This is a genomic window from Ralstonia sp. 25mfcol4.1, assembly GCF_900104095.1.
Classification (GTDB): domain Bacteria; phylum Pseudomonadota; class Gammaproteobacteria; order Burkholderiales; family Burkholderiaceae; genus Cupriavidus.
Map to the genome: position 1 here is coordinate 87,731 of NZ_FNJO01000014.1, position 20,000 is coordinate 107,730.

General features: G+C 64.4%; 26 protein-coding genes. All 26 read right to left on the reverse strand.

Annotated elements, in window-relative coordinates; all coding sequences use genetic code 11:
- Window positions 1-8 precede the first annotated feature (8 nt).
- The 26 genes from BLQ58_RS22175 to BLQ58_RS22300 all read right to left on the reverse strand — a co-directional run bounded on the left by BLQ58_RS22175 (window position 9) and on the right by BLQ58_RS22300 (window position 19,902).
- Window positions 9-1,172: a porin gene (locus tag BLQ58_RS22175; protein ID WP_092602093.1), complete on the reverse strand. Its 1,164-nt coding sequence runs from the start codon at window positions 1,170-1,172 to the stop codon at window positions 9-11.
- A 254-nt stretch (window positions 1,173-1,426) separates the two neighbouring features.
- The gene (tatC, locus tag BLQ58_RS22180) at window positions 1,427-2,227 is read right to left on the reverse strand and encodes a twin-arginine translocase subunit TatC (RefSeq protein ID WP_092602095.1); all 801 of its coding nucleotides are present in this window, start codon (window positions 2,225-2,227) and stop codon (window positions 1,427-1,429) included.
- A gap of 2 nt (window positions 2,228-2,229) precedes the next feature.
- Window positions 2,230-2,748, reverse strand: coding sequence for a Sec-independent protein translocase protein TatB (gene tatB, locus BLQ58_RS22185; RefSeq protein WP_092602097.1), 519 nt, complete (start codon window positions 2,746-2,748; stop codon window positions 2,230-2,232).
- A 90-nt stretch (window positions 2,749-2,838) separates the two neighbouring features.
- Window positions 2,839-3,075 (reverse strand): Sec-independent protein translocase subunit TatA, encoded by a 237-nt coding sequence (gene tatA, locus BLQ58_RS22190; RefSeq protein ID WP_066731139.1) that lies wholly within the window; start codon window positions 3,073-3,075, stop codon window positions 2,839-2,841.
- A 162-nt stretch (window positions 3,076-3,237) separates the two neighbouring features.
- A complete protein-coding gene (locus tag BLQ58_RS22195) occupies window positions 3,238-3,594 on the reverse strand; it encodes a histidine triad nucleotide-binding protein (RefSeq protein WP_092602218.1) in 357 nt (118 codons plus the stop codon).
- 83 nt (window positions 3,595-3,677) lie between these two features.
- A complete protein-coding gene (locus BLQ58_RS22200) occupies window positions 3,678-4,070 on the reverse strand; it encodes a DUF4870 family protein (protein WP_092602099.1) in 393 nt (130 codons plus the stop codon).
- A 68-nt stretch (window positions 4,071-4,138) separates the two neighbouring features.
- Window positions 4,139-4,498, reverse strand: coding sequence for a phosphoribosyl-ATP diphosphatase (locus tag BLQ58_RS22205; RefSeq protein WP_175459971.1), 360 nt, complete (start codon window positions 4,496-4,498; stop codon window positions 4,139-4,141).
- A gap of 23 nt (window positions 4,499-4,521) precedes the next feature.
- Window positions 4,522-4,929, reverse strand: coding sequence for a phosphoribosyl-AMP cyclohydrolase (gene hisI / locus BLQ58_RS22210; protein ID WP_092602103.1), 408 nt, complete (start codon window positions 4,927-4,929; stop codon window positions 4,522-4,524).
- Window positions 4,930-4,931: 2 nt separating this feature from the next.
- On the reverse strand, window positions 4,932-5,702 hold the full coding sequence (gene hisF / locus BLQ58_RS22215) for an imidazole glycerol phosphate synthase subunit HisF (protein WP_066731152.1): 771 nt from the start codon (window positions 5,700-5,702) through the stop codon (window positions 4,932-4,934).
- A gap of 78 nt (window positions 5,703-5,780) precedes the next feature.
- Window positions 5,781-6,524 carry a 1-(5-phosphoribosyl)-5-[(5-phosphoribosylamino)methylideneamino]imidazole-4-carboxamide isomerase gene (gene hisA, locus BLQ58_RS22220; RefSeq protein WP_092602105.1) on the reverse strand — a complete coding sequence of 248 codons (744 nt, stop codon included), beginning with the start codon at window positions 6,522-6,524 and terminating at the stop codon, window positions 5,781-5,783.
- A gap of 174 nt (window positions 6,525-6,698) precedes the next feature.
- Window positions 6,699-7,352 carry an imidazole glycerol phosphate synthase subunit HisH gene (hisH, locus tag BLQ58_RS22225; RefSeq protein WP_175459969.1) on the reverse strand — a complete coding sequence of 218 codons (654 nt, stop codon included), beginning with the start codon at window positions 7,350-7,352 and terminating at the stop codon, window positions 6,699-6,701.
- The gene (locus BLQ58_RS22230; protein ID WP_092602109.1) at window positions 7,349-7,972 is read right to left on the reverse strand and encodes a YchE family NAAT transporter; all 624 of its coding nucleotides are present in this window, start codon (window positions 7,970-7,972) and stop codon (window positions 7,349-7,351) included. The genes hisH and BLQ58_RS22230 overlap by 4 nt, the downstream gene beginning before the upstream one ends.
- Before the next feature lie 101 nt (window positions 7,973-8,073).
- A complete protein-coding gene (gene hisB, locus BLQ58_RS22235) occupies window positions 8,074-8,661 on the reverse strand; it encodes an imidazoleglycerol-phosphate dehydratase HisB (RefSeq protein WP_066731163.1) in 588 nt (195 codons plus the stop codon).
- 7 nt (window positions 8,662-8,668) lie between these two features.
- Window positions 8,669-9,769 carry a histidinol-phosphate transaminase gene (gene hisC / locus BLQ58_RS22240; protein WP_092602111.1) on the reverse strand — a complete coding sequence of 367 codons (1,101 nt, stop codon included), beginning with the start codon at window positions 9,767-9,769 and terminating at the stop codon, window positions 8,669-8,671.
- Between the two features lie 46 nt (window positions 9,770-9,815).
- On the reverse strand, window positions 9,816-11,150 hold the full coding sequence (hisD, locus tag BLQ58_RS22245) for a histidinol dehydrogenase (RefSeq protein WP_092602113.1): 1,335 nt from the start codon (window positions 11,148-11,150) through the stop codon (window positions 9,816-9,818).
- 60 nt (window positions 11,151-11,210) lie between these two features.
- Window positions 11,211-11,885: an ATP phosphoribosyltransferase gene (gene hisG / locus BLQ58_RS22250; protein ID WP_092602115.1), complete on the reverse strand. Its 675-nt coding sequence runs from the start codon at window positions 11,883-11,885 to the stop codon at window positions 11,211-11,213.
- A gap of 47 nt (window positions 11,886-11,932) precedes the next feature.
- Complete coding sequence (gene murA / locus BLQ58_RS22255) at window positions 11,933-13,183, reverse strand: UDP-N-acetylglucosamine 1-carboxyvinyltransferase (RefSeq protein ID WP_092602117.1); 1,251 nt, start codon at window positions 13,181-13,183, stop codon at window positions 11,933-11,935.
- A gap of 65 nt (window positions 13,184-13,248) precedes the next feature.
- Window positions 13,249-13,497, reverse strand: a complete 249-nt coding sequence (locus tag BLQ58_RS22260) for a BolA family protein (RefSeq protein ID WP_092602220.1) — start codon at window positions 13,495-13,497, stop codon at window positions 13,249-13,251.
- 34 nt (window positions 13,498-13,531) lie between these two features.
- A complete protein-coding gene (locus BLQ58_RS22265) occupies window positions 13,532-14,302 on the reverse strand; it encodes an ABC transporter permease (RefSeq protein WP_092602222.1) in 771 nt (256 codons plus the stop codon).
- A gap of 53 nt (window positions 14,303-14,355) precedes the next feature.
- Complete coding sequence (locus BLQ58_RS22270) at window positions 14,356-15,306, reverse strand: ABC transporter ATP-binding protein (RefSeq protein WP_092602119.1); 951 nt, start codon at window positions 15,304-15,306, stop codon at window positions 14,356-14,358.
- A 250-nt stretch (window positions 15,307-15,556) separates the two neighbouring features.
- Window positions 15,557-15,859: an STAS domain-containing protein gene (locus BLQ58_RS22275; RefSeq protein ID WP_092602121.1), complete on the reverse strand. Its 303-nt coding sequence runs from the start codon at window positions 15,857-15,859 to the stop codon at window positions 15,557-15,559.
- Between the two features lie 133 nt (window positions 15,860-15,992).
- The gene (locus tag BLQ58_RS22280; RefSeq protein ID WP_092602123.1) at window positions 15,993-16,622 is read right to left on the reverse strand and encodes an MlaC/ttg2D family ABC transporter substrate-binding protein; all 630 of its coding nucleotides are present in this window, start codon (window positions 16,620-16,622) and stop codon (window positions 15,993-15,995) included.
- A 253-nt stretch (window positions 16,623-16,875) separates the two neighbouring features.
- Window positions 16,876-17,667, reverse strand: coding sequence for an MlaA family lipoprotein (locus tag BLQ58_RS22285; RefSeq protein WP_092602125.1), 792 nt, complete (start codon window positions 17,665-17,667; stop codon window positions 16,876-16,878).
- The gene (gene mlaD, locus BLQ58_RS22290) at window positions 17,664-18,254 is read right to left on the reverse strand and encodes an outer membrane lipid asymmetry maintenance protein MlaD (RefSeq protein ID WP_092602127.1); all 591 of its coding nucleotides are present in this window, start codon (window positions 18,252-18,254) and stop codon (window positions 17,664-17,666) included. The genes BLQ58_RS22285 and mlaD overlap by 4 nt, the downstream gene beginning before the upstream one ends.
- A 23-nt stretch (window positions 18,255-18,277) precedes the next feature.
- A complete protein-coding gene (gene mlaE / locus BLQ58_RS22295; protein WP_092602129.1) occupies window positions 18,278-19,054 on the reverse strand; it encodes a lipid asymmetry maintenance ABC transporter permease subunit MlaE in 777 nt (258 codons plus the stop codon).
- A complete protein-coding gene (locus BLQ58_RS22300; protein WP_092602131.1) occupies window positions 19,051-19,902 on the reverse strand; it encodes an ABC transporter ATP-binding protein in 852 nt (283 codons plus the stop codon). Before BLQ58_RS22300 ends, mlaE begins: the two co-directional genes overlap by 4 nt.
- Between the last annotated feature and the right edge of the window lie 98 nt (window positions 19,903-20,000).

The window sequence follows — 20,000 nt, forward strand, 5'->3', positions numbered from 1 at the left end:
GCGTCAAATTAGAACTTGTGGCGAACACCAACCACAGCGCCGAACTGGTTCGACGAGCCGCGGGTCGCGCCGAAGCCCGAACCTGCTGCGCCGGTACCCGACAGACCCAGGGTCGAGCCGTCCTTGTTCTTTGCGTAGGCAACGTTGAAGTATGCGTCGGTACGCTTCGAGAAAGCGTAGTCCGTCGACACCACGAAGCTCCACGGATCAGCACCGGTGTTGCGGAAGTCCTGGTAGTAAGCTGCGCCGGTCAGCGACAGAGCCGGCGTCAGTTGGTAGCCAGCACCCAGCCAGTACAGATTCGAAACGCTGGCGACCGTGGTGTTCAGCGTGTTCACGCCGCCCGGCAGAACAGCGCCATTCAGAGCGTGAGCGTAACGGTAGCCAGCGAACACCTTGGCCGGGCCGAATGCGTACGTACCTGCAACCGAAGCACGTTGAATCTTGGCATCGCCGAGAGCCGTCGTGTACGGGTTCGCGCCGATGTTGGTTTCGTCAAACACGGCACCGATCGAGAACGGGCCACCGTTGTAAATCAGACTTGCGCTGTACTCACGGCCCGTCTTGTACGAACCCGGGAATTCGCCACCGGTACCTTGGTACAGGGTCGTACCAACCGTCGAAGCGGTGCCGCCGGTGTTCGAACCTTGGCTGTACAGCAGCGAGGCGGTCAGGCCACCGAACGTGCCGGTGTACTTGATCGAGTTGTCGGCGCGCGACTGGAACTCGGTACCTTGCGAGGTGATCGAGTAGTTCGACGAGATTGCCATCGGGTCGAAGGCCAGACCGAAGTCATAGAACGGCGTTTGGTGGCGACCCAGGGTCAGCGTGCCGAACTGGCTTTGCACACCAACGAAGGCTTGGCGACCGAACAGGCGGTTACCTTGCCCCGACGTACCGGTGTCAACGCTGAAACCGCTTTCCAGGACGAACACGCCCTTCAGGCCGCCGCCCAGGTCTTCCACGCCACGCAGGCCCCAACGGCTGCCGGACATGTTGCCCGAGTTCAGACGGACTACGTCGTGGCTACCGGTTTGGCCGAGTTGGTTCGGCTGGTGGTTCTGGTACTCAATACCAGCGTCAACCACACCGTACAGGGTCACGCTCGACTGGGCATAGGCACCGCCGGCGGCCAGAGCGGCAACGGCAGCTGCAAACAGTTTCATCTTCATATCGACACTTTCCTTGTCAACTGATTGGGAAATCTTGGTTGCCCAAGTGCTTGGGCGACGCATTAACCTTCACGTCTGCGTCGTATTATGTGTCACCCCCCCAGCGCGTCAGAAGTCTTTTTCGCCGTAAACACGGTTTACCGACGCGTCTTGTTGTGACGAAGCAACAGCAAACAGGGAGGATTTCACCACTTTGGTGCAAAACAGCGCATTCAGCCCACCGGGATACAGGCCGTTAACATCTCTCGGGGAACTCAATCTGCTTGCGCTTCGCCTTCGGCAGAGGCGCCGAGGGGCTGTTTTGTCACAAAACGAGCCATCAGCAGGCCCAGTTCGTACAGGGCGACCAGCGGTACGGCCAGCAACAGTTGTGACATCACATCAGGCGGCGTGACCACGGCGGCGATGATGAATGCGCCAACAATCACGTACGGGCGGATCTGCTTGAGTTTTTCCAGTTCCACCACGCCAAACTTCACCAGCACGATCACCACCACCGGCACCTCGAACGTGATGCCGAATGCCAGGAAGGTCGTCATGGCAAAGCTCAGGTACTTGTCGATGTCGGTCGACATCTCGGCCCCGAGTGGCGCGTTGTAGTGCGCCATGAAGTGGAACACCGTCGGGAACACCAGGAAGTACGCGAAGGCCACGCCGCACAGGAACAGCACGTAGCTACTGCTCACCAGCGGCAGGATCAGCTTTTTCTCATGCTGGTACAGGCCCGGCGCGACGAAACGCCAGATCTGGTAGAGCACCCACGGCAGCGCGATGAGGAACGACACCAGCATCGTGACCTTCATCGGCACGAAGAACGAACCGGTGACATCGGTCACGATCATGCGGCCGTTCTTGGGCAGCGACTGCGTGAGCGGTGCGGAGAACAGGTTGAAAATCTCCGCCGCCCAGTAGACCAGGCCGAGAAAGACGATGATGACCCCGGCTACCGCCTTCACCAGCCGCTCGCGCAACTCGATCAGGTGGGAAATGAAAGTCTCTTGCTGGGACTCGCCGTCGGGATCGTGGGAGTCGTTGGGGTCTTGGGTGCCCGCCATGCTTACTCGAAGAAGGAACGGTTACGGCCGCTGGCCGGGCGATGACGCTTGACGCGGGCGGCGCCTGATTGCACCCACACGCGCACGTTCTGCTGGCGCTTGAACCAGATCGGCCGGGCGCCCTGCTTGACGCGCCAGCTCTTGCGGCCGTTATGGGATTTGTGCGCGCTGTCCCAGCTGGGCACGTAGCCGGCGCTGACGCCGCTTGCGTCGGATTCCGCCGTGCCGGAAGCCTCGACACCGCCCAGTGCCTCGTTCAGCGCCTGGGTGTGTTCGTTGACTTCCTTGTGGATGGTCTGCTCGACGTCGCGCGCGGCGTTCTCGAATTCCGTGCGCATCTTGCGCAGTTCCTCGAGTTCCACCTCGCGGCTGACCTCGGCCTTTACGTCATTGATATAGCGTTGTGCGCGACCGACCAGGGCGCCGACCGTGCGCGCCACCTTCGGCAGACGCTCGGGGCCGATCACGATCAGCGCCACGGCGCCGATCAGTGCCAGCTTGGAAATGCCGAGATCGATCATGCGAAAACCGGGACTGAGACACAGGACAGGCAGGCCGCGCCGTGCGCGGCCGCCGGGAGGATGACTGACAAGGAAAAATCGGCCGGCGGATTATTCCTGGCGCTGCTTTTCCTTGGCTTCCACGTCGATCGTGGTGGTGTCGCGCAGTTCCTTGGCCGCGGCTGGCTTGGCGCCAGGTTCCTCGGCGTTGCCGTCCTTCATGCCATCCTTGAAGCCCTTCACCGCGCCACCCAGATCCTGGCCGATATTGCGCAGCTTCTTGGTACCGAAGACGAGCATGACGATCACCAGCACGATCAGCCAGTGCCAAATGCTAAACGAACCCATTTCTTGCTCCTGATAAAGCCGCGGGCATCGGAATATGATCGCCCGGCCCCGTAGTTCCGTCCTTCAAAGGCCGCGTCGGGGCGACGGTACCCGACGCAACATCTGGCCGGGACATCGCTGTCCCAGCCCCTTTCTCATGCCCAGGCTGTCCCGAACTCGCGTTCAGAACGCCGGTGACTTCCACTGGTCGCGCGGGCCGCCGAGTACGTGGAGATGGAGATGGAACACCTCCTGTCCGCCGTCCGTGCCGGTGTTGATCACCGTACGGAACCCGTTGTTGCAGCCGGCAAGGCGCGCCAGTTCAGGCACCCTGAGCATTATTCTAGCAAGCACATCCGCATCGCCGGGTCCGCATTCCGCCAGCGAATCGACATGCGATTTCGGAATTACCAGAAAGTGTACCGGCGCTTTGGGATGGATATCGTGAAACGCCAGCATATCGTCGTCCTCGTACAGCTTGCTGGACGGGATCTGACCGGCCACGATCTTGCAGAAAATGCAATTGTCCTGGGATTTCATGAAGTTCTTGTTGCAGCCTGTCAGCACACTGCACGAAATTGTGCCGTCCCGCTGCCACTTTATCGTGATCCTGCGGTCCGGCCTCAGAACGACTCGCCCGGATACATTGGCCTGCGGTCGTTCAGGTACAGCCAGCCCTTGACGATACGATACAGTATCCACAGTGACAAAATGCAGAAAACGGCGATTGCCACCGGGAGCAGCAACACTGTCGCGAACATGATGCCGCCCACCACGTACCAGACGATCGACCACCAGAAAGTGCGAATCTGCCACGCGAAGTGCGTGGCATAAACCGTTCCCCGGGTGTCGTCCCGCTTTACGTAGTTGACGATGATCGCGATCAGCGCCGTGATGCCGCCCGTGAACCAGTGAATTGCATACAGCGCGTAAAGGATGTGCGTCAGCTTGCGCAATCCGTCGAGCTTGTCCGCATCAGCGGTTGTCGTCACCTGCGTGGTGTAGTCCGTCGCCATCGTGCCCTCCAGCGTTGCACCGCGTTATGCCGGGCCCGGAAATTTCCGGAGCGGCCGTAGGCTCAATGCTACTCCTTGCGACTGGCTTTCTCGACCAGCCCCGACAGCCCCTCGCGGCGCGCCAGTTCGTTGACCACATCAGCCGGCGTGGCGCCGATATGCGAGAGCAGCACCATCGTGTGGAACCACAGATCGGCCACTTCGTACACCACCTTGCCCACCGCTTCATCGCCGAGGCCGGCCGCGCGGGCGTCCTTGGCCGCCATCACGGTCTCGGTGGCTTCCTCGCCAATCTTCTTCAGGATGGCGTCGTCGCCCTTCCTGAACAGCCTGGCCACATAGGATTTGTCGGGGTCGCCGCCGTTTTCGGGCTTGCGCGATTCCAGCGTGGCGGCCACACGGGCCAGCACGTCTGCCGAGTCGGCCAGGCCAGTCGTTTGCGTGTCCTGGCTCATGGCTTGGCCGCGTAGATCGTCGACGGGTCCTTGAGCACCGGTTCGACGGTATGCCAGTCGCCCGACTCGACGTCGCCTTCGAACTTCTGGAAGAAACACGAGTGCCGGCCGGTATGGCAGGCAATGCTGTCGATCTGGGTGACCTTCAGCAGCACGACGTCCTCGTCGCAATCCAGCCGGATTTCGTGCACCTTCTGCACGTGGCCGGACTCCTCGCCCTTGTGCCAGAGGCGCTTGCGCGAACGCGACCAGAACACGGCCTCGCCCAGCTCAACCGTGCGCTGCAGCGCCTCGCGGTTCATGAACGCGAACATCAGCACGTCATTGGAGCCCGTCTCCTGGACGATCACCGGCACCAGGCCGTTGTCGTCCCACTTCACCTTGTTCAACCACTTCTTTGCCATGATCAGATCCGGACGGGGATGCCCTCGCGGGCCATGAATGCCTTTGCTTCGCCAACGGTGTGCTGCCCGTAGTGGAAGATGCTGGCGGCCAGCACCGCATCGGCGTGACCCAGCTTGATGCCGTCGGCCAGATCCTGCAGGCCGCCCACGCCACCTGATGCAATAACGGGTACGGGCACGGCGTCGCTGACCGCGCGCGTCAGTTCCAGGTCGAATCCGCTCTTGGTGCCATCACGGTCCATGCTGGTCAGCAGGATTTCTCCGGCGCCGCGGCGCGCCATCTCGCGGGCCCACTCCACGGCGTCCAGGCCGGTCGCCTTGCGTCCGCCGTGGGTAAACACTTCCCAGCGGGCCGGTTCGCCCGGTGCCGAACTGCGCTTGGCATCGATGGCCACCACGATGCACTGCGAGCCGTACTTGCCAGTCGCGTCTGAAACCAGTTGCGGGTTGGCGATGGCGGACGAATTCACGCTGATCTTGTCCGCCCCGGCATTGAGCAGCCTGCGCACGTCTTCGACGGCGCGCACGCCGCCGCCAACGGTCAGCGGGATGAACACCTGCGAAGCCACGGCCTCGATGATATGAAGGATCAGGTCGCGGCCGTCGCTGGTCGCGGTGATGTCGAGAAATGTGATTTCGTCGGCACCCTGCTCGTCGTAGCGGCGAGCGATTTCAACAGGGTCGCCCGCATCGCGCAGTTCGACGAAGTTGACACCCTTGACCACCCGCCCGTTGGTCACGTCGAGGCAGGGGATGATACGTTTGGCTAGCATGTGATTCCTTGCCTGCCGCGCCCGCCCGGGGCACGGCTGGTTATGGCGTCCTGCCTGGCGGCGAGATTCGGCCGTCAGTTACTCAGCCGTCAGCTTGTCCGCGTGCGCCTGGGCGTCAGCGAAGACCAGGTCGCCGGAATAGATGGCGCGCCCGCAGATCACGCCTTCCACGCCTTCGTGTTCCACGGCGCAGAGCTGGTCGATGTCGGCCATGTTCGACAGGCCGCCGCTGGCGATCACCGGGATCGACATCGACTGGGCCAGCTTGACCGTGGCATCGATGTTGATGCCCTGCAGCATGCCGTCGCGGCCGATATCGGTGTAGATGATGGCTTCCACGCCGTAGTCCTCGTACTTGCGTGCCAGATCCGCCACTTCATGGCCGGTCAGCTTGCTCCAGCCATCGGTGGCCACCTTGCCGTCCTTGGCGTCGAGCCCGACGATGATGTGGCCGCCGAACGCCGAGCAGGCGTCCTTCAGGAATCCGGGGCTCTTCACGGCGGCGGTGCCGATGATCACGTACGACAGGCCGTCGTCGAGCCAGCGCTCGATCGTGTTCAGGTCGCGGATGCCCCCGCCGAGCTGCACGGGAATCTCGTCGCCGACCTCCGCGATGATGGCCTTGATGGCGGCCTCGTTGCGGGGCTTCCCAACAAAGGCGCCGTTCAGGTCGACCAGATGCAGGCGACGCGCGCCCTGGTTCACCCAGTGACGTGCCATGGCGGCGGGATCTTCGGAAAAGACGGTAGCCTGGTCCATATCGCCTTGTTTGAGGCGTACACACTGACCGTCCTTCAGGTCGATGGCCGGAATGAGCAACATAGCGTAACGAGCGTGGTGGTTGTGTAAAAGGAAAAGGGCAGCGATGCCAGCGCGGCTGCGCGGGCGCTCAGGTCATGTCAGTTTTGCAGTGGATGCAGTCTGGGTCGGTGGCTCTGAACGACAGGTATCGCTGTTGATCTTGTGGCGCTTCTGGTAACAGGTGCTTCTGACGCTTTACGGATTCCAGTGCACGAAATTCCGGTATAGCTGCAAACCCATCGCGGCGCTCTTCTCCGGGTGGAACTGCGTGGCGAAAATATTATCGCGTGCCACCGCACTGGTAAACACGACGCCATAGTCCGTCTCGCCGGCAATATGCGCCGGCTCCTGCGCCTGCACATAATAGCTGTGCACGAAGTAAAACCAGCTGTTGTCCGGGATGCCCTGCCACATCGGATGGGCCAGTGCCTGCCGCACGCGGTTCCAGCCCATCTGCGGCACCTTGAAACGCGAGCCATCCGGCTGCGTCATCCCTTCCAGTTCAAAGCGGATCACCTCGCCCGGCATCAGGCCCAGGGCCGGAGTGCTGGCCGCCCCCGACCTGGCTTCACTGCTGCGTTCGAACAGCATCTGTTCGCCAACGCACACACCCAGCATCGGCTTCGACGCCGCGGCTTCCAGCACGGCCTGCTGCAGCCCCGAATCCCCCAGGGCGCCCATGCAGTCGGGCATCGCACCCTGCCCCGGCAGCACCACGCGGTCGGCCGCGCGGATCGCCTCGGGGCGGTCCACAACCTGCACGTCCGCTTCCGGTGCCGCGGCACGCAGAGCCTGCGCCACCGAGCGCAGGTTGCCCATGCCGTAATCCACAATTGCTATGGTAGTCATGATTTCAAAACAGGCAACAATGTCTTCAGCCCGTCCACAATGAATTCAACGGCCAGCGCCGACAGGATCAACCCCATCAGGCGCGTGCCGATATTGATCCCGGTCCTGCCAACCACCCGTGCGATGGGGTCCGCCGCACGGAATGTGCCATACACCACCAGCCCCAGCAGTACGCCGATCCCGACCAGGATCAGCAGCTCGTACCAGTGGTGCGTCTTGCCCGCATAAACGATCACGGTGCTGATCGAACCCGGTCCGGTCAGCAACGGCAGCGCCAGCGGCACCACCGCGATACTGGTCTTGGCCTCCGCCTCGTCCTCTTCCTCGGGCGTGGCCTTGGTCCGGCCGGTCTGGGCGTTGAGCATGTTCATCGCCATCATGATCATGATCAGCCCGCCGCCCACCTGCAGCGACGCCACCGAGATATTGAAGAACTCGATGATCTGCTGGCCCAGCAACGCCGACAGGCCCACCACGATCGCCACGGCAATCGACGCCGTCTTGATCGTCTTCAGCTTCTCCGTCTCGGTCTGCTGGCTGGTCAGGCTGATGAAGAACGGGATCGCCCCGATCGGATTGATCAGCGCCAGCAGCGAGATGAAAGACTTGAGCGTATCCATCGGATGCGGGTGTGTCGGGGTTGTCAGCGTCGCCGCAACCAGCCGGCTCGCCTGCTATATGGGGGCGCAGGTCAGTGTTTCAGGTCAGACACCAGTATGGGTCAGAGCGTACCCTTGGTCGATGGAATCTGGTTGGCCGCACGCGGATCCAGCTCCACCGCCATGCGCAACGCACGGCCAAAGGCCTTGAATACCGTTTCGCACTGGTGGTGGGCGTTGATGCCGCGCAGGTTGTCGATATGGAGCGTCACTCCGGCGTGGTTGACGAAGCCGCGGAAGAACTCGATCGTCAGGTCGACGTCGAAGCTGCCCACCCGGGCGCGCGTGAACGGCACGTGGAATTCCAGCCCCGGACGGCCCGAGAAGTCGATCACCACGCGCGACAGGCATTCGTCCAGCGGCACGTAGCTGTGGCCGTAGCGGGTGATGCCCTTCTTGTCGCCGATGGCGCGCGCCACGGCCTGGCCCAGCGTAATGCCGACGTCCTCCACCGTATGGTGATCGTCGATATGGGTGTCGCCCGTGGCCTCGACCTCCAGGTCGAACATGCCATGCCGGGCAATCTGGTCCAGCATGTGGTCGAGGAACGGCACGCCGGAAGCCAGCTTCTGGCGGCCGGTGCCATCAAGGTTCAGCGAAACGCGGATCTGCGTTTCCGAGGTATTGCGGGTGACCTCTGCAACACGCATGGTGGGGTTAATCCTGCAATGAGGCACGGAATGCCTCAAGAAACTGCGCGTTTTCTTCGGGGGTGCTGACCGTCACGCGCAGACAGTTGGCCAGCAATGCGTGCATTTTACTCACGTTCTTGATCAATACCTTCCGCGCCAGCACGCGCTCGAACGTCTGTGCCGCATCCGGCACGCGCACCAGCAGGAAGTTGGCGGCGCTCGGGTAGACCGTCACGCCCGGGATGGCTGCCATGGCGTCGGCCAGCTTCGCGCGCTCGGCCCGCAGCTGCGCGGCCTGGTCATCCAGCACATCCACATGTTCCAGCGCGAACAGCGCGGTGGCTTCGGTCAGTACGTTGACGTTGTACGGCGGCCGCACCTTGTCCAGTTGCGACAGCCATTCCGGCGACCCCGCCATGTAACCCAGGCGGATACCGGCGAGGCCCAGCTTCGACACCGTGCGCATCACCAGCAGGTTGCCGAACCCGGTCAGGCGCGGCATCCAGCTTTCCTGCGCGAACGGCTGGTAGGCCTCGTCCACCACCACCAGGCTCTGGCACACCTCGCCCTGCGCGGCGCGCACGATCGCTTCCATGTCGGCGGCATCGAACAGGTTGCCGGTAGGGTTGTTCGGGTAGGCCAGATAGATGATGGCGGGCTTGTGCTCGGCCATCGCGGCCAGCATGGCGGCGCGGTCCAGCGTGAAATCCGCGCGCAGCGGCACGCCGACAAACCCGAGGCCCGCAAACTGGGCCGACATCGCATACATGACGAAGCCCGGCACCGGCGCCAGCACCTTGGCGCCCGGCTTCGATGCGGCCAGCGAAATGATGCTGATCAGTTCGTCCGAACCGTTGCCCAGCATCACGTCCATCCCGGCCGGCACCTTCATGACCGACTTGAGCTGCGCGCGCAGTGCCTCGCTGCTCGGCACCGGGTAGCGGTTCAGGGCCACCTCGCCCAGCCGCGCGGCCAGTTGCGCGCGCAGGTCGGGCGGCAGCCGGTACGGATTCTCCATCGCGTCGAGCTTCACCAGTCCGTGCGAGTCGGCGACATGGTAAGCGCCCATGGCGCGCACGTCGTCACGGATGATGCGTTCGATCAGGGATGGGTCTACGGCTGACATGATGGTCCTATGGTTTCGTGCTGGTTTCGTGCTTTTCAGGTATTTCTTAACGCTTGAATCGGTACTCGGCGCTGCGCGCGTGGGCCTGCAGCCCCTCGCCATAGGCCAGTTCGGCGGCGATCTGGCCCAGCATCTGCGCCCCGCCCTCGCTGACCTCGATCAGGCTCGAACGCTTCTGGAAGTCGTACACGCCCAGCGGCGATGAGAAGCGCGCGGTGCGCGAGGTGGGCAGCACGTGGTTCGGGCCCGCGCAGTAGTCGCCCAGCGACTCGCTGGTATAGCGGCCCAGGAAGATGGCGCCCGCGTGGCGGATCTTCTCGCTCCACTGCCGCGGATTCTCGGCGGAAATCTCCAGGTGCTCCGGCGCGATGGCGTTGGCGATCTCGCAGGCTTCTTCCATGTCGCGCACCTTGACCAGCGCACCGCGTCCGGCCAGCGAGGCGGCGATCACCTCGCGGCGCGGCATCGTCGGCAGCTGGCGCTGGATGCATTCTTCCACGCGGTTCAGGTAGGCCTCGTCCGGGCACAGCAGGATCGACTGCGCCAGCTCGTCGTGCTCGGCCTGCGAGAACAGGTCCATGGCCACCCAGTCCGGATCGGTCGTGCCGTCGCAGATCACCAGGATCTCCGACGGGCCGGCGATCATGTCGATGCCGACCGTGCCGAACACGCGGCGCTTGGCGGCGGCCACATAGGCATTGCCCGGGCCGACGATCTTGTCGACCTGCGGCAGCGTGGCAGTACCGAACGCCAGCGCGCCAACGGCCTGCGCCCCGCCGATCGTGAACACGCGGTCCACGCCGGCGATCTGCGCGGCGGCCAGCACCAGTTCGTTGCGCACGCCACCAGGCGTGGGCACGACCATGATCACTTCCTTGACGCCGGCCACGCGCGCGGGGATCGCGTTCATCAGCACCGACGACGGATACGCGGCCTTGCCGCCGGGCACGTACAGGCCCACGCGGTCCAGCGGGGTCACCTTCTGGCCCAGCATCGTGCCGTCGGCCTCGGTGTATTCCCAGCTATGGCTGCCGCATTCGATCTTCTGCTTCTCGTGGTAGGCGCGCACGCGGGCGGCGGCAGCCTCCAGCGCGGCGCGGCGCTTGGGCTCCAGGTCTTCCAGCGCCGCCTCCAGCTGGGATTGCGACAACTCCAGCGCGCCCATCGAGGCGGCCTCCACGCGGTCGAAACGGCGCGTGTATTCGAGCACGGCCTCATCGCCACGGCGGCGCACATCGGCCAGGATATCGGCAGCGGCGCGATCGATGGCCTCGTCTTCCGACGCCTCGAACGCCAGCACCTGGCGCAGGGCATCGGCAAAACCGGGCTCGGTCGAGTCGAGCCGGCGGATCGACAGGTTTTCCATATCGGTTTCGTTCATGACTGCTTGTCCTCGAGGAATCCCTGACGGATTCCCGGTCGGGTTCAACTTGTGCGTGCCTCAGGCGAGCGCCGCCGAGGCCCGTTCGAATGCTTCCAGAATCGGCGTCAGCCGTTCCCGTTTGAGCTTCAGCGCCGCCTGGTTGACCACCAGGCGCGACGAGATCTGCACGATCTCTTCCACTTCGACCAGGTTGTTCGCACGCAGCGTGCCGCCGGTGCTGACCAGGTCGACGATGGCATCGGACAGTCCCACCAGCGGGCCCAGCTCCATCGATCCGTACAGCTTGATCAGGTCCACGTGCACGCCCTTCTTGGCGAAGTGCTCGCGTGCGGTCTGCACGTACTTGGTGGCCACGGCCAGGCGCGCACCCTGTCGCACCGCGTTGGCGTAGTCGAACCCGGCCGGCACGGCCACCGACATGCGGCAGCGCGCGATGTTCAGGTCGATCGGCGCGTACAGGCCGGTCATGCCGTGCTCCATCAGCACGTCCTTGCCGGCCACGCCGAAGTCGGCCGCGCCATACTGCACATAGGTCGGCACGTCCGACGCACGCACGATGATCACGCGCACGGCCGGGTCCGACGTCGGCAGGATCAGCTTGCGCGAGGTCTCGGGGTCCTCGGTCACCTGAATGCCGGCCGCGGCCAGCAGCGGCAGCGTTTCGGTAAAGATGCGGCCCTTGGACAGTGCCAGCGTCAGCTGGTTGGGCGAGGCGTTGAAAGCGGGACTCATCGTCAGTTCTTCTAGGTTCGGGGCGGCTTGGGGCGGCGGCTTCTGGCTCAGGCGATCCGGCGGATCTTCGCGCCGACGGCCGACAGCTTGTCTTCCATGCGGTCGTAGCCGCGATCCAGATGGTAGATCCGGTCGATCGTCGTTTCGCCATCGGCCACCAGGCCGGCAATGACGAGACTGGCCGACGCGCGCAGGTCGGTGGCCATCACGTTGGCCCCCGACAGGCGCGGCACGCCGGTCACCACCGCGGTGTTGCCCTCGGCCGTGATGTTCGCGCCCAGACGGTTCAGCTCCTGCACGTGCATGAAGCGGTTTTCGAAGATCGTCTCGGTGATGCGCGCCGTGCCGTCGGCCACCGCGTTCAGGGCCATGAACTGGGCCTGCATGTCGGTCGGGAAGGCCGGGTATTCCGACGTCCGGAAGCTCACGGCCTGCGGGCGTTGCGGCATGGCCAGGCGGATCCAGTCGTCGCCGGTCTCCACCGTGGCGCCGGTCTCGCGCAGCTTGACCAGCACGGCGTCCAGGATCAGCGGCGGGATGTCGCGCACGACGATGTCGCCCAGCGACGCGGCGGCCGCGCACAGGAACGTGCCGGCTTCGATACGGTCGGCCACCACGCTGTGCTGCGCGCCGTGGAGCTTGTCCACGCCTTGCACGATCAGGCGGTCGGTGCCGATCCCCTCGATCTTCGCGCCCATCTTGACCAGCAGTTCGGCCAGATCGGTCACCTCGGGCTCGCGCGCGGCGTTTTCCAGCACGGTCTCGCCTTCGGCCAGCGTGGCGGCCATCAGCAGGTTCTCGGTGCCGGTCACGGTAATCATGTCCGTCACCACGCGGGCGCCCTTCAGGCGGCTGGCCCGGGCATGGATGAAGCCGTGCTCGATGTTGATTTCCGCACCCATGGCCTGCAGGCCCTTGATGTGCTGGTCCACGGGGCGTGCGCCAATGCCGCAGCCGCCGGGCAACGACACGCGGGCCTCGCCGAAGCGGGCCACCAGCGGGCCGAGCACCAGGATCGACGCACGCATGGTCTTCACGAGGTCGTAGGAAGCTTCCGGCGAATTGATGTCGGCGCCGTTCAGCGTGGCCACGCCATCGACCATGTCGGCCTGCATGCCCATCTGGCGCAGCAGCTTGAGCATGGTGCGCGTGTCCTGCAGGTCGGGCACGTTGGAGAGCGATACGGTGTCGGCGGTCAGCAGGCCGGCGCACAGGATGGGCAGCGCGGCGTTCTTGGCGCCCGAGACGCGGACTTCGCCCTTGAGCGGCCCGTTGCCCTGGATCTGGAATTTGTCCATGTTTCTGTCTTGTCAGCCGGCGGGGTTGCTTCCGCCGGTGTGTTGTCTTGTGAGGTGTCGACGCCTTATTTGGCGCCGTCGGCCTGCCATTCGGCCGGCGTCAGCGTTTTCATCGACAGCGCATGGATCTCGGCCCGCATGCGGTCGCCCAGCGCCGCGTAGACGCGCTGGTGCCGCTGGATCAGGCGCTTGCCCTCGAACTCTCCGCTGACGATCGTGGCGAAGAAGTGCTGGCCGTCGCCCTCCACGTGCAGATGTTCGCAGGGCAATCCTTGGGCAATGTAATCCCTGACTTGTTCCGGAGTAGGCAGCATGTCTGTCTCTGTGAATTCGGTGATTTGCGGCAAATCAGTGCCGCAGCTTGTAACCCTTGCGCAGCAGGCGCAGCGCCAGCGCGGCCAGCACCACGAATGCCACGACCACCACGGCCAGGCTGTGCAGCGGCGGCACGTCGGACACGCCGAAGAAGCCGAAGCGGAAGCCGTCGATCATGTAGAAGAACGGGTTGGCGTGCGACACGGCCTGCCAGAACGGCGGCAAGGAATGAATCGAATAGAACACGCCGGACAGGAACGTGGCCGGCATGATCAGAAAGTTCTGGAACGCGGCCAGTTGGTCAAACTTCTCGGCCCAGATGCCGGCGATCAGGCCCAGCGTGCCCAGGATGCCCGCGCCGGCCAGCCCGAACACCAGGATCCACAGCGGATGCGCGAAATGCAGGTGCGCAAACCATGCCGTCACCAGCAGCACGCCCAGGCCCACGCATAGCCCGCGGATGATCGACGCCGCCACATAGGCGCCGAACATCTCCCAGTGCGACAGCGGCGGCAGCAGGATGAACACCAGGTTGCCGGTGATCTTGGACTGGATCAGCGATGACGAACTGTTGGCGAACGCGTTCTGCAGCACGCTCATCATCACCAGGCCTGGCACCAGGAAAGCGGTATAGCTGATCTGGTCATAGACGCGCACGCGGTCTTCGAGCACATGGCCGAAGATCAGCAGGTACAGCACGGCGGTCAGCACCGGCGCGGCCACGGTCTGGAACGATACCTTCCAGAAGCGCAGCACTTCCTTGTAGAGCAGCGTGCGGAAGCCGATCAGGCCGCCGACTTTCATCGATGCCAGACGCTGTTCCTCGCGCTGGGCCACATTGACCTCGACGGGATTCTTCATGCCGCGGCCTCCATGGCGGCGTTCGGCGTGCTGCCGGGCATCTCGCCCTCGCGGCGCATGATCTGCACGAACACGTCCTCCAGGTCGGCCTTGCTGATTTCCATGTCTTCGATTTCACAACCGGCTGCGCGCAGCGCGGCCAGGATGGGCTCCACAGCCTCGTAGCCCGACAGCCGCAGGCGATGCGCGCGCTCGCCCGGATTGCCCGGCGTGCGCAGTGCGTCGAGCTCGGCCGGCAGGGTACCCTTCGACAGGGTCAGAACCAGTTGCAGGCCCGCAAACTGGTTGAGCAGGCTGCTGGTGCGGTCCAGCGCCACCACCTCGCCGAACTTGAGCATGGCGATGCGGTCGCAGAGTGCCTCGGCTTCTTCCAGGTAGTGGGTGGTCAGGATGATCGTGTGGCCTTCGCGGTTCAGGCGCGAAATGAATTTCCACAGGGTCTGGCGCAGCTCCACGTCCACGCCGGCGGTGGGTTCGTCCAGCACGATCACGGGCGGACGGTGCACCAGCGCCTGGGCCACCAGTACGCGGCGCTTCATGCCGCCCGACAGCTGGCGCATGTTGCTGTCGGCCTTGTTGGTGAGATCGAGGTTGGCCATGATCTCGTCGATCCAGTCGTCGTTGCGCGGCAGGCCGAAATAGCCCGACTGCAGCCGCAGCGTCTCGCGCACCGTGAAGAACGGATCGAAAACCAGCTCCTGGGGCACCACGCCCAGCATGCGGCGCGCCATGCGGTAGTCGTCCACCACATCGTGGCCGAGCACGCTGACCGTACCCGAATCGGCGCGGTTCAGACCGGCCAGAATGGAAATCAGCGTGGTCTTGCCCGCGCCGTTGGGGCCGAGCAGGCCGAAGAATTCGCCGCGCTCGACGCTGAAACTGACACCCTTGAGCGCCTGCAGGTTGCGGTAACGCTTGCGGACATCGGTAATTTCGATGGCTTTCATGGCCGAATGTCTTGGGATGGGGCCGCTTGGCGGTCAGCCTTACCTGGATTTGGGGGGCGCCCCTGAGGTTAGCCGCGCAGCACCTGTGGATCGTGTCAGGGCACTTGGGGGCGACTTGGGGACGAACAACCCGGAATTATAGGGGATGAGGGGGTTCCCCCGCTCTGCCCGGCGCGGCGCCAGGCCCTCGGCCCGACGCCGTGGCATCGCATGGCCGCACGCAATGGCGCGCGCGGCGACGGATGCCGGTTCAATGTCGGTGGTGGTGGTGTTCCGGGTGGGTAGCCGTGGCGGTAGCCAGGCCCAGCAGGCCTTCGACCCCATAGAGGGTGGCCAGCGAACGCAACTGCGGCGACGCACCGGCAATAGCCAGCGACTGGCCGCGCTCGGCGGCAGCCCGCTGCCAGGCCAGCAGCACGGCGACGGCGGAGGAATCCACCTGCGTCAGCGCGCTGCAATCCACCGTCACGTCGCCCTGCTGCACGCGCGACAGGCCGTCACGCAGCACGATGGCGGCGTTGCGGTTGGTCAGCGAGGAGCCAAGGGCAGGCATGAATGGATGCTGGAAACGTGAAACGGGCTTATCGAAATGAAAACTCCCGCCCGGAGGCGGGAGCGTCTGGCCATTGTAGACCAGTTTGGCCGCGCCGTGCTGCGGCGCAACCAGAATCGCGCCGATCGGCCGCTCAGCTCTTGGCGTTGGCCAGTTGGCGGTTGCGGTCCTGCAGCGTCTTGATGACGCCGTCCACACCCTGCTGGTTGGCGATGGTGTTGAAGCTGCCCTTGTACGCCTCGGTCAGCCAGGCGCCCAGCACGTTGATGTCATAGACCTTCCAGCCCTCGGGCGTCTTTTCCAGGCGATAGTCCATCTGGATCGGCTCGCCCTTGTTGATGACCTGGGTGCGGATCGTGGCGTCGGTGTCGTCAGCCGTGCCGCGATAGGGACGGAACTGCACCTTCTGGTCGCGGATCTGGGCAATGGCGCCCGCGTAGGTACGGATCAGCAGCGTCTTGAACTCGTCGGTAATCACCTTCTGCTGTTCCGGCGTGGCCTTCGACCAGTTGCGGCCCATGGCGATCTGCGTGGTGCGCGTGAAGTTGGCGTGCGGCAGGATCTTCTGCTCGACGAGCTGGGTGATCTTGCCGATATTGCCGGCCTGCATGTCCTTGTCGGACTGCACGGTGGACATCACGTCGTTCACCACGCCCTTGACCAGGCCGTCCGGCGTCGAGGCGTCGGCCTGCTGCGCCTGCGCGGCGCCGGCGCCGGCAAAGGCAACAACAGTGAGGAAGGGAAGCAGCAGTCGCTTGATCATGTGAATTTTTTCCTTTCTTTCCGGGGACGTCACCTGCAGGGTATCGGCAGGTTCGCGCCCATCCGACAGGGCAACAACGCACCGCCATCGGAAATCATTGAAACACAGGCGTCAGCCGGGCATGGTACCCGTACATGCATTAAACGCCACTTTCATACACTTTGTTTCAGGCCTCACAGCGCGCTCACAGGCGCGGCCAGGCATTGTCGTGACTAGGCTGGCGGTGCAGACCTTGCGGGCTGCCCACGGCGCATCAGCCCTCTTTGGTATCGGATCCGACCGGCGCGGGCTTGCCGCCATCCTGATCCTGCGGCGCCTTCTGCTGGGGTTGCTGCGGCGCGTCCTCGTCGTCCTGCGACGGCGGATTGCCGTCGTGGATCAGGTATTCGCGTCGCTGCAGGTATGAATCGCGCAGGAACGCGTACTTGTCCAGCGCGGCCGCCTCGATCAGGCTGGTGGCACCCAGTAGCTGGGCCCGCCCGTCGACCACGCGCACGGTGGACACCGACAGGCTCGCGTACCACGGCGAAATATAGGTGGTCGGGTCCATGAAGCGGTCCACCACCATGCCGGTGCCGTCACGCACGCTGCTCGGTCCGAACAGCGGCAGCACCAGGTACGGGCCCGGCGGCACGCCCCACACGCCCATGGTCTGGCCGAAGTCTTCCTTGTACTTCGGCAGCCCGGCCGGCGTGGCGATATCGATCAGGCCGCCCAGGCCAAGCACGCTGTTGATGGCCACGCGCATCGTGTCTTCCGCTGCCCGCGACGGCTTGCCTTGCAGCAGGTTGTTGGCCGCCGAGTAGACATCGCTGACGTTCGAGAAGAAGTTGCCCACCGCCGTGCGCACCGGCGACGGGATGTAGTCCTGGTAGCCCTCGGCCACCGGCTTCAGCGCGTACTTGTCGAGATTGTCATTGAACGTGGAAACGCCACGGTTGAACGGCTCCAGCGGGTCTGCCGGATTGGCGTTGGGTCCGGTGGCGCAGCCGGCCAGGGCCAGCGCGACCAGCGAAACCGCGGTCAGGCGATGAAAAGTGCTCATTTGCTACCGCCCATTCCCGGCGCGGCCGGCAAGGCCGCCGCACCCGAGCCGGACGCATTCGACGAAGAAGGGGAAGGAGACGGGGCCGGGGCGGACGCGTTGCCGTTGCCGCTGTTGCCGCCGCCGGCGCCGGCATCGGCCGCCTTGTTGTACAGGAACTGACCAATCAGGTTTTCCAGCACCACGGCCGACTGCGTCATCGTGATCTTGCTGCCCTGGGCCAGCATCTTGTCGTCGCCGCCGGCTTCCAGCCCGATGTACTGCTCGCCAAGCAGTCCCGACGTCAGGATCTTGGCCGACGTGTCGCGCGGGAACTCGTACCGTTTATCCAGATTCATCGTCACCGTGGCCTGGTATTGCTTGTCGTCGAAGTTGATCGACGCCACGCGGCCCACCACGACGCCGGCACTTTTCACGGGCGCACGCGGCTTCAGTCCGCCGATATTGTCGAACTGCGCGGTCACCGCGTAGGTGTCCTGGAACGACAGGCTGCTCATGTTGCCGGCCTTCAGCGCCAGGAACAGCAGGGCGGCGAAGCCCACCACCACGAACAACCCCACCCAGTAGTCGAGCGAATTTTTCTTCATGCGAGTCTCTTGTCGAATGCTTGTCAGCTGAACATCAGCGCGGTCAGCAGGAAATCCAGGCCGAGCACGGCCAGCGACGCCATCACCACGGTCCGCGTGGTGGCGCGTGAAACGCCTTCGGGCGTCGGGTTCGCCTCGAACCCCTGGTACAGCGCGATGAACGTCACCGCAATGCCAAAAGTGAAGCTTTTGATCACGCCGTTCAGCACGTCGGCACGCACGTCCACGCCGCCTTGCATCTGCGACCAGAACGCGCCGGCATCCACGCCGATCAGCTGCACGCCAACCAGGTAACCGCCCAGGATGCCCACCGCGCTGAAGATCGCCGCCAGGATCGGCATGGCGATGACACCGGCCCAGAATCGGGGCGCGATCACGCGCTGCAAGGGGTTGACGGCCATCATTTCCATGGCGGTCAGCTGCTCGCCGGCCTTCATCAGTCCGATTTCAGCGGTCAGCGACGTGCCGGCGCGGCCCGCGAACAGCAGCGCCGACACCACCGGCCCCAGTTCGCGCACCAGCGACAGCGCCACCAGCAGGCCCAGCGCCTGCTCGGACCCATAGCGGTTCAGCGTGTAGTAGCCCTGCAGGCCGAGCACGAAGCCGACGAACAGGCCCGACACGGCGATGATCACCAGCGACAGGTTCCCGACGAAGAACACCTGGTCCGAGATCAGCCGGAACCGGCGCAGCAGCGCCGGCGACAGCGCCAGCACGGCCAGGAACATGCGCGTGGCACGGCCCAGGCCGCCCACGAACTGGCGCACCGCCGCGCCGATGGTAGTGAAGAAGCCGGTCAACGCGCGCCTCCGGCCAGGAAATCTTCGGCCAGCGTGGGGCCGGCGTAGTGGAAAGGCACCGGGCCGTCGGCCTCGGCGTGCACGAACTGGCGCACGAACGGGTCGCTGGACGCCCGCAGGTCGTCGGGCGCCCCTTCGGCGGCAATCCTGCCGTTCGCAATGAAATACACGTAATCGGCGATCTGGAAGGTTTCCTGCACGTCGTGCGAGACGATGATGGTGCTGGCACCCAGCGCGTCGTTGAGGTCGCGGATCAGGTTGGCCGTGAGGCCGAGCGAGATCGGATCCAGGCCGGCGAACGGCTCGTCGTACATCAGCAGGGCCGGGTCCAGCGCAATGGCCCGCGCCAGCGCCACGCGCCGCGCCATGCCGCCCGAGATCTGCGCCGGCATCAGGTCCCGTGCCCCGCGCAGCCCCACCGCGTTGAGCTTCATCAGCACCAGATCCCGGATCATCGATTCAGGCAGGTCGGTGTGCTCGCGTAGCGGAAATGCGACATTGTCGAATACCGACAGGTCAGTGAAGAGCGCGCCAAACTGGAACAGCATGCCCATCTGGCGGCGCACCGCGTAGAGCGCGGCCTGGTCCATGGCGTCGATGTCGGCGCCGTTGAATGTCACGCGGCCGCGCTGCGGGCGCACCATGCCGCCCACCAGCCGCATCACCGTGGTCTTGCCACAGCCCGAACCGCCCATGACGGCCACCACTTTCCCGCGCGGAAAGCGCATGGAAAGGCCGGATAGGATGGGCTTGTCGCCGGCCGCGTATGCAAAATCGACATCCGCGAGTTCGACGACGTTGGGGCCTGTAAAAGCCTGGCCAGACGGGTTCGGCACGGTAGCGGTCACAATGTCACCGGATTTGGACAGGCCGCCATTATAAGGGCTACTACCTATCGGTCGCCGTCCCGTGTGGTGATCTCACCATTGCATGACCGACAACAATC

Coding starts and splice junctions, on each gene's coding strand:
- hisH (WP_175459969.1), bottom strand. CDS start 7,352: ATGACTACCATAGCAATTGTGGATTACGGCATGGGCAACCTGCGCTCG.
- mlaD (WP_092602127.1), bottom strand. CDS start 18,254: ATGAAGAAAAATTCGCTCGACTACTGGGTGGGGTTGTTCGTGGTGGTG.
- tatB (WP_092602097.1), bottom strand. CDS start 2,748: ATGATCGATCTCGGCATTTCCAAGCTGGCACTGATCGGCGCCGTGGCG.
- BLQ58_RS22200 (WP_092602099.1), bottom strand. CDS start 4,070: ATGGCGACGGACTACACCACGCAGGTGACGACAACCGCTGATGCGGAC.
- BLQ58_RS22285 (WP_092602125.1), bottom strand. CDS start 17,667: ATGAGCACTTTTCATCGCCTGACCGCGGTTTCGCTGGTCGCGCTGGCC.
- BLQ58_RS22265 (WP_092602222.1), bottom strand. CDS start 14,302: ATGAAAGTCGGCGGCCTGATCGGCTTCCGCACGCTGCTCTACAAGGAA.
- tatC (WP_092602095.1), bottom strand. CDS start 2,227: ATGGCGGGCACCCAAGACCCCAACGACTCCCACGATCCCGACGGCGAG.
- BLQ58_RS22195 (WP_092602218.1), bottom strand. CDS start 3,594: ATGAAATCCCAGGACAATTGCATTTTCTGCAAGATCGTGGCCGGTCAG.
- BLQ58_RS22175 (WP_092602093.1), bottom strand. CDS start 1,172: ATGAAGATGAAACTGTTTGCAGCTGCCGTTGCCGCTCTGGCCGCCGGC.
- BLQ58_RS22230 (WP_092602109.1), bottom strand. CDS start 7,972: ATGGATACGCTCAAGTCTTTCATCTCGCTGCTGGCGCTGATCAATCCG.
- hisG (WP_092602115.1), bottom strand. CDS start 11,885: ATGAGTCCCGCTTTCAACGCCTCGCCCAACCAGCTGACGCTGGCACTG.
- hisC (WP_092602111.1), bottom strand. CDS start 9,769: ATGTCAGCCGTAGACCCATCCCTGATCGAACGCATCATCCGTGACGAC.
- BLQ58_RS22275 (WP_092602121.1), bottom strand. CDS start 15,859: ATGCCTGCCCTTGGCTCCTCGCTGACCAACCGCAACGCCGCCATCGTG.
- hisD (WP_092602113.1), bottom strand. CDS start 11,150: ATGAACGAAACCGATATGGAAAACCTGTCGATCCGCCGGCTCGACTCG.
- hisA (WP_092602105.1), bottom strand. CDS start 6,524: ATGTTGCTCATTCCGGCCATCGACCTGAAGGACGGTCAGTGTGTACGC.
- hisI (WP_092602103.1), bottom strand. CDS start 4,929: ATGGCAAAGAAGTGGTTGAACAAGGTGAAGTGGGACGACAACGGCCTG.
- hisB (WP_066731163.1), bottom strand. CDS start 8,661: ATGCGTGTTGCAGAGGTCACCCGCAATACCTCGGAAACGCAGATCCGC.
- murA (WP_092602117.1), bottom strand. CDS start 13,183: ATGGACAAATTCCAGATCCAGGGCAACGGGCCGCTCAAGGGCGAAGTC.
- BLQ58_RS22270 (WP_092602119.1), bottom strand. CDS start 15,306: ATGAAAGCCATCGAAATTACCGATGTCCGCAAGCGTTACCGCAACCTG.
- hisF (WP_066731152.1), bottom strand. CDS start 5,702: ATGCTAGCCAAACGTATCATCCCCTGCCTCGACGTGACCAACGGGCGG.
- tatA (WP_066731139.1), bottom strand. CDS start 3,075: ATGGGTTCGTTTAGCATTTGGCACTGGCTGATCGTGCTGGTGATCGTC.
- BLQ58_RS22260 (WP_092602220.1), bottom strand. CDS start 13,497: ATGCTGCCTACTCCGGAACAAGTCAGGGATTACATTGCCCAAGGATTG.
- BLQ58_RS22280 (WP_092602123.1), bottom strand. CDS start 16,622: ATGATCAAGCGACTGCTGCTTCCCTTCCTCACTGTTGTTGCCTTTGCC.